Source organism: Alkalicoccobacillus plakortidis, assembly GCF_023703085.1.
Lineage (GTDB): Bacteria > Bacillota > Bacilli > Bacillales > Bacillaceae_D > Alkalicoccobacillus > Alkalicoccobacillus plakortidis.
Genome location: NZ_JAMQJY010000001.1, coordinates 1,673,060 through 1,686,188, shown reverse-complemented (window position 1 = coordinate 1,686,188; position 13,129 = coordinate 1,673,060). Strand labels below are relative to the sequence as shown.

The following is a 13,129-nucleotide window of genomic DNA, read 5'->3' as shown; positions in this document are numbered from 1 at the left end:
ATAGTACATTTTTCGCTATATTGTCAATGATTCAACCCGCTTCTCTCCCATTTTCTATACAGATGATGTATACTGGACAAGCATAAAGAAGACATCTGGAGGGAACGCAGTCTATATGGATGTATCGGTTTATCGAAAAAAACATTCCAATGTTATCCCATTCCTACAGAATGGGGATTATTTCTTTCATAGAGGCATTGATGCATATAAGAAGAAAAACTTAAAGCGAGCTGTTACGTTGTTTGAACGAGCGGTGAAGCTTACAGATAAAGAACCAGTCTTTCAGATTCAACTGGCAGCAGTTTTGTCAGAGTTAAACGAATATGAGCGCTCAAATGACATTCTGCGTGATGTATTACATGACACAGAAGACCAATATCCTGAGTGCCATTTTTTTATGGCAAACAATTATGCCTATCTCGGACAGTTTGTTTTAGCTGAGCAGTCAGTAAAGGCGTACTTAACACTAACAACAGAGGATAATCGTTTAGAAGGGGCAGAAGACCTTCTTGAAATGTTGAAAGAGGAAGAACTGGTTATGGAAGATGAATCAGAAGAGCTTGAAAATCTGATTTCAGGACATACAACAGCGGGGTCTTTTTTAAAGCAAAATAAGCCACAGCAAGCTATTCCTGTTTTAGAAGAAATGATTGAAGATCATCCAACATGCTTGGCTGCCTATAATCATTTAGCAGAGGCCTATTTCCGTTCTGGTCAAAAGAATCAAGCTTTTACCATCTCAGAAAAAGTCCTGACGGAAGATAAGGGTAATCTGTTTGCCTTGTGTAATTTGGCTATTTTTAACCAAGAGCTTGGTGATATCATCCGGGCTGATCGTTATGCAAAAATACTGTGTCAAGTATATCCGATTGACACGGATCATTTCTTAAAACTAGCGCGAGTACTCTGCGCACTTGGTGAATATCAGGAAACGGAGAAGAGATTGTCAGAGGTTGATTCATTAACGTTCGACATGTTTCCAGAGTTGTATGATTGCCGTGGAGTTGCCCAATATAAATTAGGAAAACCAGAGCGAGCAGAAGTGCTTTGGAGAAAAGCAATGAAAAAAGGATATACTAAAAGTGAGCAACGATTAGCAAGCTTTGCTAGTCTTAAGCAAGAGGATGTAAACTATCGTTTGTGGCCAGAATGAGTTCTGAGCAAATCAATAGACAGGATTGCCTGGTTTGGATACGATAGAAGCACATAAGATGTAAAGTGTAGTTTAGGAGGGTACGAAAATGAGTGAAGAAACCATTTATGACGTTATTATAGCCGGAGCAGGTCCAGCTGGCATGACAGCAGCTGTATACACATCTCGCGCGCAGCTAAGTACATTAATGCTTGAGCGTGGCGTTCCAGGTGGTCAAATGGCTAATACAGAAGAAGTTGAAAACTATCCTGGTTTTGATCATATTTTAGGACCAGATCTTTCGACAAAGATGTTTGATCATGCCAAAAAATTTGGTGCTGAGTATGCATATGGAGATATTAAAGAAATTATAGATGAAGGCGACACAAAAAGAGTCATTGCCGGTTCAAAAGAGTATCGTGCAAAAGCGGTCATTGTTACAACAGGTGCTGAGTACAAGAAGATCGGTGTGCCTGGTGAAAAGGAACTTGGAGGACGTGGAGTTTCCTATTGTGCCGTTTGTGATGGAGCGTTCTTTAAAAACCGTGAGCTAGTTGTGATTGGTGGGGGAGACTCAGCAGTTGAAGAAGCTGTGTACCTAACTCGATTCGCTTCTAAAGTAACGGTCATTCATAGACGTGATGAGCTACGAGCGCAAAAGATTCTTCAGCAACGTGCGTTTGACAATGATAAAGTTGAGTTTATCTGGAATCATGTTGTAACAGATATTCAAGAAGACGGCGGAAAAGTTGGAAGTGTGAAGCTTAAAAACACAAAAACCGATGAAGTATCTGAATTTAAAGCAGATGGTGTCTTTATTTATATCGGACTTCTTCCACTTAACGAAAGTGTTAAAAACTTGGGTATCTTAAATGAAGAAGGATATATCGTAACAAATGAAGAGATGGAAACAAAAATTCCAGGAATTTTTGCAGTTGGAGATGTTCGTGAGAAATCTTTACGTCAAATTGTTACGGCAACAGGAGATGGAAGTGTTGCAGCGCAAAATGTGCAACACTATATCGAAAGTCTTGCTGAAAAAGTCAAACCGTGACGAATTGCCAAACTGTTGTATAAAAAGTAGTCAAAAAGACGGTATGTTTTATGCAGTGTTCAAAAATGAAGAGAGCTGAAACCCTTGTTGGGACAGGGTTTCGTAATTCGCTCTTAATCATTCTGTAACAATCATGAAATATAAAACTGTTACACTATGTTTAAGTAATTGACCCCCTTTTTATATATCTTTAGCACGAGCTCCGAAAAGCTCGTGCCCTTTTTTTGTGCCAAAAGGTCTATAAGAGCATCCGAATAATTGTAGCAGTCATAAAATAATTGTATACTTATGATGTATAGATAATGAGGTGATTCAATTGCAAAGGGTTACAAACTGTGCAGTTATAAAAGATGGTCAGATCCTACTTTTACAAAAGCCGAGCCGGGGTTGGTGGGTGGCTCCTGGTGGCAAGATGGAATCAGGAGAATCAATAAAAGAATCTGCAACTAGAGAATTTAGAGAAGAAACAGGTTTATCAGTTATTCATCCCGAATTAAACGGAGTATACACCATTGTTATAGAAGAAAACGGGGAAACGGTGTCTGAATGGATGTTGTTTACTTTTAAAGCCGTAGACTATTCAGGTTCGTTACTATCGCAATCTCCTGAAGGTGAGCTCAAGTGGTGGGATTGTAAAGAGGTTGCTACGCTTATAATGGCCGAAGGAGATCAATCGATTATCGGTCACGCGTTAAATGGAACAGGTATTCAATATGGTACGTTCTATTATACGCCTGATTATAAACTATTGCGCTCACGCTTGGATCCGTCTCAAGCTCCAAAATCATAAATAGGAATGTGAAAAGGGTGTTATCTATGGGAGAGTCCGAACAAACCATTGAAATTGTTATTATTACAGGTATGTCAGGTGCAGGTAAAACGGTTGCTGTTCAAAGTTTTGAAGACTTAGGCTATTTTTGTGTAGATAACCTGCCTCCTGCGTTGCTTCCAAAATTTATTGATTTGATTGAAGGAGCTAGCGGTAAGATGAATAAAGTAGCGTTGGTCATGGATTTACGGGGACAACGTTTTTTCGATCATCTTTTTGAAGCAGTTGATCAACTTAGTAACGGCCATACCAAACCTAATGTGCAAATCCTTTTCCTTGAATCTAAAGATAATAAGCTTGTTCAACGCTACAAGGAATCTAGACGAACACATCCTTTGGCCAAAAATGGATTACCACTTGAAGGGATTCGTTTAGAAAGAGAAATGCTCGAAGAATTAAAAGGTCGAGCTCAGTTGATTATTGATACAACAGAATTAAAGCCAATCGAATTACGTGAACGTTTAATTCGTCGCTTCTCCTCAGATGCACGTCAGTCTTTTTCAGTACAGCTTCAATCATTTGGATTCAAATACGGAATTCCAATTGATGCCGATTTAGTATTTGATGTTCGTTTTTTACCTAACCCACATTATGTGGAGCATATGCGACCACAAACAGGCTTAGACGAAGAGGTGTCATCCTACGTGCTAAAATGGTCGGAAACCCAGCAATTTGTTGAAAAGCTGACCGATCTGTTGAACTTTATGCTTCCGCAGTATAAAAGAGAAGGTAAAAGTCAGGTTGTGATTGGCATTGGCTGTACAGGTGGACAACATCGGTCGGTGACATTGGTTGAGTATTTTGCCAAAGAATTTAAAGCTGATTATGAAGTTCATGCCACACATCGAGATATCGCCAAAAGGAAGGTTCTTAACCCGTGAATAAGAATGTTGTCGTTATAGGTGGAGGCACAGGCTTATCAGTTTTATTGCGTGGTCTAAAAACGTATCCCGTTAATATAACAGCTATTGTTACGGTTGCTGATGATGGCGGTAGTTCGGGTATTTTGCGGAAGGAACTTGATATTCCCCCGCCAGGCGATGTCCGAAATGTATTAACGGCATTGGCCGAAGTGGAACCCTTAGTTGAAGAACTTTTTCAACATCGTTTTGCCAATGGCAGCGGTTTGTCCGGTCATTCATTAGGGAATCTGCTCCTAGCAGGTATGACCTCTATTACAGGAGACTTTCATCAGGGAATAGTTGCTGTTAGTCGAGTATTAAATGTTCGTGGAACGGTACTGCCCGCTGCTAATCAAAGCATTGTGCTGCACGCGGAGATGGAGGATGGCTCTATTATTACTGGGGAGTCTAAAATCCCGGCCGTGCAAAAGCCAATAAAGCGTGTGTATCTTACGCCGGATATCATTGAACCACTTCCAGAAAGCTTGCAGGCCATCAAGGATGCGGATTGGATCGTTTTAGGTCCAGGTAGTTTATATACAAGTGTTCTACCGAATTTGTTGGTACCAGGTATTGTTGAAGCAATACGGAATTCTTCTGCAAGGAAGATCTATATCTGTAATGCCATGACTCAGTTAGGTGAAACAGACGGTTATAGTGCTGCTGATCATTTAGAAGGATTAATCTCACATTGTGGACCTCATTTAGTGGATGATATTTTGGTAAATGGGTCCGTAATCTCGCAAAATGTTAGAGCACGATACGAAAACGAAATTGCATTCCCTGTTACAGTAGATCATGAACGACTACAAAATTTGGGTGTGAATGTGATTGAAGATCAATTTGTAGTGGAACAGGATAGTCAATTACGACACAATGCAAAGATGGTTTCGGAAGCTATCCTACGTGCAGGAACACTTAATACACATCAACCATAGAAAAAGATCCAAATGAAAGGGGGGGGCAACATGTCTTTTGCAGCCAAAGTAAAAAAAGAACTCACTCAGCTTGAGCCTGTTGAACCATATGCATCAGCTGAGCTGGCTGCTCTAGTTCGAATGAATGGCTCACTTTCGTTTGCACGTCAACAAGTAGGCTTGGACATAACGACTGAAAATGCAGCAATTGCAAGGCGTATTTATACCTTGTTAAAACAATTGTTCCCAGACATATTTATTGAACTGCTTGTTCGTAAAAAAATGAGATTAAAGAAAAACAACGTCTATCTCGTCAGGGTCACAAGAGGAGCAAAACCTCTTATGGAGAAGCTAGGCATTATTGGAGATGGATTTACTTTAATCCGTACGATTTCCAAAGAACTAATTAACTCGGAACAAGGTAGACGAGCTTATATGCGCGGAGCTTTTATGGTTGGTGGTTCTGTCAATCACCCAGAGACCTCCTCCTATCATTTAGAGATTTTTTCTTCATCAGAAGAACACAATATGTCTCTATGTGAATTAATGAACGAGTATGGACTTCGTGTCAAACCGCTTGAGCGTAAAAAAGGCTTTATTGTTTATATTAAAGAAAGTGAAAAGATTACAGAATTTCTTAGTATCATTGGTGCGCATCAAGCACTATTGTATTTTGAAGATGTACGAATTTTAAAAGACATGAGAAATTCGGTTAATCGATTAGTGAACTGTGAAACCGCCAACCTTAATAAAACAGTTGGTGCTGCCCTACGACAAGTAGAAAATATTCGTTTGATTCAACGGACGATTGGTCTTGACAAGCTTCCTCCTAAATTAAGAGATATTGCCTCCTTGCGATTGATTCATCAAGATGTCACCTTGAAGGAATTAGGAGATATGCTTGAGGGTGGAAAAGTGAGTAAGTCAGGCATTAATCATAGGCTTAAAAAGATTGATGAAATTGCAGAGAAGATACGTTCTGGAGAAATGATTGAAAGTTAATAATATATAACATTTTATAAAGGGGGGATCACGCATGATTAAGTCAGAAGTGACGGTTGCAATAAAAGGTGGTTTGCAAGCTAGACCAGCAGCCATGTTTGTACAAGAGGCAAATCGTTTTTCATCGATTGTTAACATCGAGAAGGATGGTAAGGTAGCCAATGCTAAAAGTATTATGGGGATTATGAGTTTGGCAATCAGACATAATGCAACCATTGTCATTAGTACAGATGGGCATGACGAACAAGAAGCCTTAGATACGTTAGTAGACTACATTCAGAATCCTTCGTAATGTGGGTATACATAAAAAAAGCAGCCGTTATGGCTGCCTTTTTTTATGAACATTATTTCTTTTGTGCTTGTGATGAAATGACTTCATCAATTAAACCATATTCTTTTGCGCGTTCAGCTGTCATGAAATTATCACGATCTGTATCACGTGAAATAATATCAATCGGTTGGCCAGTACGCTCAGAAAGGATTTCATTTAATTTCTCACGCATTTCAATGATACGACGAGCGTGAATTTCGATATCAGAAGCCTGACCTTGAGTTCCACCTAAGGGCTGATGAATCATCACTTCACTGTTCGGTAGGGCAAGGCGTTTTCCTTTGGCTCCAGCATATAGCAAGAATGAGCCCATTGAAGCAGCCATACCGATGCAAATTGTAGATACATCAGGTTTAATAAACTGCATCGTGTCATAAATAGCCATTCCAAGCTGTGATTGATCCACCTGGGCTATTAATGTATAAAGAGATATCCTTATCCGGATCGTCTGCTTGTAAGAAAAGCAATTGCGCAACAATTGAATTTGCTACGTTGTCATCAATGGCACTTCCGAGCATAATGATACGGTCTTTCAGAAGACGAGAGTAGATATCATACGCGCGCTCGCCGCGGTTTGTTTGTTCAATAACTGTAGGGATGAGATTCATGGATCATTCCTCCTGTAAAATGTGGTTAATTGCGTTTACGCTAAAATCAGCTGTTCAAATGCTGTATGTACATCATACCTATTAGGTCAGAGAAGGTCAAATAAAACCACTCTGCATATATTAGATTCCCTATCAGTAGCTCAATTCCCTCTTTTCATCATTTCCGAATCTGGAGGAAGTTAAACCGGTTTATGATTCGAATGTTCTTTTGCTATACTAAATGAAGTATTGTCTAGGGGGAATCCGAATGTTAATCACGTTTTATTCAAAAGAGAATTGTTCATTATGTGAAAAAGGACTTCAAATTATTGACCAACTTAAAGAAACATATTCTTTTGATTGTAAAATAGTTGATATCTATAAAGATGATGAACTGTTAGAAAAATATATGATTCGAATTCCAGTTGTTCTGGTTGAAGACAAAGTAGCGGATGAAGGAATTCTTACATATGATAAAATTAGTCATGTCATAAAAAGCCTGCAGAAATAATTACTTATTTAAATTTAAAAATGCGAGTAAATAACTTGTCAAAAACGTGAACGATTGTTATGATTGATCTGTAGCAAACGTTTGGTTTGTTCGGGACGTAAAATGTCATCGCGGGACATTAATAGTCCCTATCTGTAGAAAAGAGGTGCTGCTACATGATGAGAAAACTGGTTAATGTACAAAAACAGTTAGTACCAGAGTTAGTAGAGACCATGCAGAAGCGATATCGAATGCTACAATTTGTCTACCTTAAACAGCCAATTGGACGAAGGTCTTTAGCTGTTAACCTTCAGCTTTCAGAGCGAGTTGTTCGAGGCGAAGTTACTTTTCTTAAGGATCAGCGATTAGTGGCATTTACCACAGCTGGTATGAGTTTAACTAGGGAAGGTGAAACTGTACTTGATCAACTTGAAGAGATGATGAAGGACATTCTTGGTTTACGTGCGATGGAAGCTGAGCTCGAACAAAAGCTTGGTGTAACCAAAGCGGTTATTGTTGCTGGAGACAGTGATGAGGAAGACTGGGTAAAGCAAGAAATGGGGCAGGCTTGTGTGAAGGAGCTTAAGTCCATCATAATCCCGCAATCTGTTGTTGCGGTAATGGGTGGTACAACTTTAGCTGCTGTTGCACAAATGATGACACCTGATCCAAAGGTTAGTCAGACCATTTTTGTTCCAGCTCGCGGTGGACTTGGTGAGAGAGTGGAAAATCAAGCCAATACGATTAGTGCTGAATTTGCTGACCGTGCCGGAGCTGAGTATCGACTGATGCACGTACCAGATCAGTTGAGTGAGGAAGCGTATTCGTCGTTAGTGCTAGAACCTTCCGTGAGGGAAATTCTTGATTTAATTAAGACATCCCGCATTTTGCTACATGGAATTGGTGATGCTACAAGAATGGCCGCTAGACGAAGCTCAGAAGAACCGTTTATGAACAAGTTAAAACGGGAACACGCAGTAGCAGAAGCCTTTGGTTATTATTTTAATCAAGCAGGCGATATTATCCATAAGCAGCGAACAATCGGTCTGCAGCTTGATGAGTTGGATTCTGGCAAACATGTGATTTCGGTTGCTGGTGGTGCCTCTAAAGCAAATGCCATTGCGGCTTATATGAAACATCGGCCTAGTGACGTACTAATTACAGACGAAGCGGCCGCAAGAAGATTGCTTCACAATGAATAGGAAGAAAAGGGTATTGCCCTTTTTGATAGATTAAGCTTTTCAAATTATGTCAGGAGGAATTTTAACATGGCAACGAAAATTGGTATTAATGGTTTTGGACGTATTGGGCGTAACGTATTCCGCACGGCACTTCAGAATCCTAACGTAGAGGTAGTAGCAATTAATGACTTAACGGATGCAAACATGCTTGCGCATTTATTAAAGTATGACACTGTCCATGGTAATCTTGATGTAAGCATCGAAGTAAGAGAAAATGCACTAGTTGTAGATGGTCACGAGATTCACGTTTCTGCTGAGCGTAACCCTGCTGAAATCGGATGGGATAAGCACGGAGTAGAAGTTGTTATTGAATCAACTGGTTTCTTCACTAAACGTGCAGATGCTGCGAAACACATTGAAGCAGGAGCTAAAAAAGTTATCATCTCTGCACCAGCTTCTGATGAAGATATCACTGTAGTTGTAGGTGTAAACGAAGACAAGTATGATCCTGCAAGCCATGACGTTATCTCTAACGCATCTTGTACAACAAACTGCTTGGCTCCATTTGCAAAAGTATTAAATGATCAGTTTGGTATCCGTCGTGGACTAATGAACACAGTTCACTCGTACACAAATGATCAACAAATTCTTGATCTTCCACACAAAGACTACCGTCGTGCTCGTGCGGCTGCTGAGAACATCATTCCAACATCAACTGGAGCTGCTAAAGCAGTAGCACTTGTTCTTCCTGAACTTAAAGGAAAATTAAATGGTGCAGCTATGCGTGTTCCAACTCCAAACGTGTCACTAGTTGACCTTGTTGTTGAACTTGATAAAGATGTAACAGCTGAAGAAGTAAATGCTGCTCTTAAAGAAGCATCTGAAGGTAAACTTAAAGGTGTTCTTGGATACTCTGAAGAGCCACTAGTATCTCATGATTACAATGGCAACACACATTCTTCTACAATCGACGCTCTTTCTACAATGGTTATGGAAGGCAACATGGTTAAGGTTATCTCTTGGTATGATAACGAAACTGGCTTCTCAAACCGTGTCGTTGACTTAGTTGAATACATCGCTAGCAAAGGGCTATAATGGAGCAAGCGGATACTAAGAGGAGGAAGGTCTTGAATCTGACTCCTCTTTCCGCTTGTCACAAAATAAAAAGTAGGAGGAGGTTCGTTTATGAATAAGCAAACACTTCAAGATGTTACATTAACCGGAAAACGTGTATTTGTTCGTGTTGACTTTAATGTACCGATGAAAGACGGAGTGATTACGGATGAAACTCGTATTAAAGCAGCTCTTCCAACCATCCAACATTTAGTCAAACAAGGTGCAAAAGTAATCCTTGCTAGTCATCTTGGTCGTCCAAAAGGCCAAGCTGTTGAAGAACTGCGTCTTAAACCAGTTGCAGTACGTCTATCTGAGTTATTAGATCAACCGGTTGCGGCTAGCACTGAAGCAAGAGGAGAAGTAGCAGAGACTGCTGTAAGTGAGTTAAAAGATGGCGACATCCTATTACTTGAAAATGTTCGTTTTTATGCGGGTGAAGAGAAAAATGACGCTGAGCTTGCAAAAGAATTTGCGGCACTAGCTGATTTTTATGTAAATGATGCATTTGGTGCAGCTCACCGTGCTCACGCTTCAACTGAAGGAATTGCAAAGCATCTTCCTTCTGCCGCTGGTTTCTTAATGGAGAAAGAGCTTGATGTGCTTGGACAAGCATTAACAGAACCAAAACGTCCATTTACAGCCATTATTGGTGGGGCAAAAGTAAAAGATAAAATCGGTGTTATTGATCACCTATTAGATAAAGTCGATAACCTAATCATTGGCGGAGGTTTAGCTTATACATTTGTAAAAGCGCTTGGTCATGAAGTAGGGAAGTCTTTATTAGAAGAAGATAAGATTGAGCTTGCTAAAAGCTTTATGGAAAAAGCGAAAAAGAACGGTGTGAACTTTTACATGCCAGAGGATGTTATCGTGTCTGATGACTTCTCTAACGATGCAAACACGAACATTGTTCCAATAAGTGAAATTCCGGCTGATTGGGAAGCGTTAGACATTGGTCCAAAAACACAAGATACATACAAGAGTGTTGTTGCAGATTCTGCACTTGTAATCTGGAACGGTCCTATGGGTGTATTTGAACTTGAGACCTTTGCAGGTGGAACAAAGGCTGTAGCTGAAGCACTCGCGAATAGCACAGAGACTTACTCTGTTATTGGTGGTGGAGATTCTGCTGCTGCGGTCGAAATGTTTGGATTAGCAGATAAAATGAGTCATATCTCTACTGGTGGTGGCGCATCACTTGAGTTTATGGAAGGTAAAGACCTTCCTGGTGTTGTAGCCCTTTCAGATAAAGAGTAATTAATTACGAGAGGTGATGAACCATGCGTAAACCTATTATTGCAGGTAACTGGAAAATGAACAAAACACTTTCAGAAGCAAAGTCATTTGCTGAAGAAGTTAAAACGAAGCTACCGAGCTCAGAGTCCGTTGATTCAGTTGTGTGTGCTCCTTCCATCTTCCTTCAAAGTTTGGTTGAAGCTACAGCAGGTACAGACTTAAAAGTAGGAGCTCAAAACGCTTATTTTGAAACAAGTGGAGCTTTTACTGGTGAAACAAGCCCAGGCAGCACTTGCTGACCTAAAGGTTGAATATGTAGTACTTGGTCACTCTGAACGCAGAGAATTGTTTGCTGAAACAGATGACCTTATTAACAAAAAGGTACATGCTGCTCACGAACAAGGTCTTATTCCAATTCTTTGCTGCGGTGAGACGTTAGAAGAAAAAGAAGCAAACCGTACAAATGACGTTCTTCAAGAACAGATTACAAAAGGTCTTGCTGGATTAACTGATGAACAAGTTAAAAAGACAGTGATCGCTTATGAGCCAGTTTGGGCAATTGGAACAGGTAAATCTTCATCTTCTGAAGATGCAAACGAAGGCTGCGGCTATATCCGTACCGTTGTAGCAGAAGCGTTTTCACATGAAGTATCTGATGCAGTACGTATCCAATACGGTGGAAGTGTAAAACCAAGCTAATATCGCTGAATACATGGCACAAACTGATATAGATGGAGCTTTAGTTGGAGGAGCAAGTCTTGAGCCAGCTTCATTCCTTGAGCTTCTGGAGGCGGTAAAATGAGTAAGAAACCCGTTGCTCTAATTATCCTTGATGGCTTTGGTTTAAGGGACGAAACCAAAGGCAACGCGGTAGAGCAGTCGAACAAACCCAATTATGACCGTTTTCATAATGAATTCCCTCATGCAACCCTGAAAGCAGATGGGGAAGCGGTTGGATTACCAGCTTGGTCAAATGGGGAACTCAGAGGTTGGTCATTTAAATATTGGTGCCGGCCGAATCGTGTATCAAAGCTTAACGCGAGTTAACCTTGCTATCCGTGAAGGGGAGTTTTTTGAAAACCAAACCTTCCTTGATGCGATAAATCATGCGAATGAAAAGGGAACTGCTCTTCATTTATATGGTTTATTATCAGACGGAGGAATTCACAGTCACATTGAGCATTTATTCGCATTGCTTGATCTTGCGAAGCGTAAAAATGTGAAAAAAGTTTACATTCATGGCTTCCTTGATGGACGTGATGTTGCTCCAACAAGCGCGGAAACGTATATTCGTTCTCTGGAGAAAAAGCTTGAAGAAATCGGAATTGGTGAAATTGCAACGCTTCACGGTCGTTATTATGCAATGGACCGCGATAAGCGCTTGGATCGTTTAGAGAAATCATACCGCGCCATGGTGTATGGTGATGGACCTTCATATGAGAATGCTCTAGATGTCATCGAAGATAACTACAAAAACGACATCCATGATGAATTTGTGATTCCTTCTGTGTTGACGGACAAAGAAGGTAAGCCTGTGGCCACTGTTCAGGATGACGATGCAGTCATTTTCTTTAATTTCCGCCCTGACCGTGCGATTCAACTTTCACAAGTATTTACAAACGAAGATTTTAGAGGATTTGAACGTGGAGAGAAATTTCCAAAGCATCTTCATTTTGTCTGCCTAACGAAGTTCAGTGAGTCAATTGACGGATTTGTAGCCTTCAAACCAACAAATCTTGATAACACACTCGGAGAAGTTCTTTCGCAGCAAAACCTTCGTCAATTGCGAATCGCAGAAACAGAAAAATACCCTCACGTTACGTTTTTCTTTAGTGGCGGACGTGAACAAGAGTTTCCTGGTGAAGAACGAATATTAATTGATTCACCAAAAGTAGCAACCTATGACTTGAAGCCAGAAATGAGTGCGTATGAAGTAACAGATGCATTAGTTGCTGAGATTGAAGCAGAAAAGCATGATGCGATTATCTTGAATTTCGCTAACCCTGACATGGTTGGACATTCAGGAATGCTTGAGCCAACAATTAAAGCCATTGAGGCTGTTGATGAATGTCTTGGAAGAGTAGTGGATGCCATTCTTGAAAAAGGTGGAGCTGCCATCATTACCGCTGATCACGGGAATGCAGATGAAGTTATCACTCTTGAAGGGAATCCAATGACTGCCCACACAACAAACCGTGTGCCGGTTATTGTAACTGAAAAAGGATTAACACTACGTGAGGACGGCAAATTAGCTGACCTTGCCCCAACACTTCTTCAATTACTTGATGAAAAGCAACCAAAAGAAATGACTGGACAATCTTTAATAAAATAAAAAAACAACAATTAAAAGGG

The 13,129-nt window shown here is 40.3% G+C and carries 11 protein-coding genes and 3 pseudogenes; 13 read left to right on the top strand and 1 reads right to left on the bottom strand.

All coding sequences use genetic code 11. From position 1 onward, the window contains the following. The first annotated feature begins 115 nt into the window (after positions 1-115). From NDM98_RS09120 to NDM98_RS09090, 7 genes are all read left to right on the top strand, one after another. The gene (locus tag NDM98_RS09120; RefSeq protein ID WP_251606599.1) at positions 116-1,153 is read left to right on the top strand and encodes a tetratricopeptide repeat protein; all 1,038 of its coding nucleotides are present in this window, start codon (positions 116-118) and stop codon (positions 1,151-1,153) included. Between the two features lie 88 nt (positions 1,154-1,241). Further along, entirely contained in the window at positions 1,242-2,186 is a 945-nt protein-coding gene (gene trxB / locus NDM98_RS09115; protein WP_251606596.1) for a thioredoxin-disulfide reductase, read from the top strand. Between the two features lie 316 nt (positions 2,187-2,502). Next, positions 2,503-2,976 (top strand): 8-oxo-dGTP diphosphatase, encoded by a 474-nt coding sequence (locus tag NDM98_RS09110; RefSeq protein ID WP_251606594.1) that lies wholly within the window; start codon positions 2,503-2,505, stop codon positions 2,974-2,976. A gap of 26 nt (positions 2,977-3,002) precedes the next feature. Then, the gene (rapZ, locus tag NDM98_RS09105; protein ID WP_251606592.1) at positions 3,003-3,896 is read left to right on the top strand and encodes an RNase adapter RapZ; all 894 of its coding nucleotides are present in this window, start codon (positions 3,003-3,005) and stop codon (positions 3,894-3,896) included. Next, a complete protein-coding gene (gene mgfK, locus NDM98_RS09100) occupies positions 3,893-4,855 on the top strand; it encodes a gluconeogenesis morphogenetic factor MgfK (protein WP_251606590.1) in 963 nt (320 codons plus the stop codon). Before rapZ ends, mgfK begins: the two co-directional genes overlap by 4 nt. A 30-nt stretch (positions 4,856-4,885) precedes the next feature. Then, positions 4,886-5,836, top strand: a complete 951-nt coding sequence (whiA, locus tag NDM98_RS09095) for a DNA-binding protein WhiA (protein ID WP_251606588.1) — start codon at positions 4,886-4,888, stop codon at positions 5,834-5,836. A 34-nt stretch (positions 5,837-5,870) separates the two neighbouring features. After that, positions 5,871-6,128, top strand: a complete 258-nt coding sequence (locus tag NDM98_RS09090; RefSeq protein ID WP_251606586.1) for an HPr family phosphocarrier protein — start codon at positions 5,871-5,873, stop codon at positions 6,126-6,128. A gap of 52 nt (positions 6,129-6,180) precedes the next feature. Here the strand turns inward: NDM98_RS09090 and clpP are convergent. Continuing rightward, a pseudogene (gene clpP / locus NDM98_RS09085) lies at positions 6,181-6,775 on the bottom strand (ATP-dependent Clp endopeptidase proteolytic subunit ClpP). 247 nt (positions 6,776-7,022) lie between these two features. On the opposite strand from clpP, the gene NDM98_RS09080 reads away from it, so the two are divergent. From NDM98_RS09080 to gpmI, 6 genes and pseudogenes are all read left to right on the top strand, one after another. After that, complete coding sequence (locus NDM98_RS09080; RefSeq protein ID WP_251606583.1) at positions 7,023-7,265, top strand: glutaredoxin family protein; 243 nt, start codon at positions 7,023-7,025, stop codon at positions 7,263-7,265. Between the two features lie 158 nt (positions 7,266-7,423). Next, positions 7,424-8,446: a sugar-binding transcriptional regulator gene (locus NDM98_RS09075; RefSeq protein ID WP_251609044.1), complete on the top strand. Its 1,023-nt coding sequence runs from the start codon at positions 7,424-7,426 to the stop codon at positions 8,444-8,446. A 66-nt stretch (positions 8,447-8,512) separates the two neighbouring features. Then, entirely contained in the window at positions 8,513-9,520 is a 1,008-nt protein-coding gene (gene gap, locus NDM98_RS09070) for a type I glyceraldehyde-3-phosphate dehydrogenase (RefSeq protein WP_251606580.1), read from the top strand. A 90-nt stretch (positions 9,521-9,610) separates the two neighbouring features. Next, complete coding sequence (locus NDM98_RS09065; RefSeq protein ID WP_251606577.1) at positions 9,611-10,798, top strand: phosphoglycerate kinase; 1,188 nt, start codon at positions 9,611-9,613, stop codon at positions 10,796-10,798. A 23-nt stretch (positions 10,799-10,821) separates the two neighbouring features. Further along, positions 10,822-11,579 (top strand): annotated as a pseudogene (tpiA, locus tag NDM98_RS09060) (triose-phosphate isomerase). Next, positions 11,576-13,109 (top strand): annotated as a pseudogene (gene gpmI, locus NDM98_RS09055) (2,3-bisphosphoglycerate-independent phosphoglycerate mutase). Before tpiA ends, gpmI begins: the two co-directional pseudogenes overlap by 4 nt. Positions 13,110-13,129 lie beyond the last annotated feature (20 nt).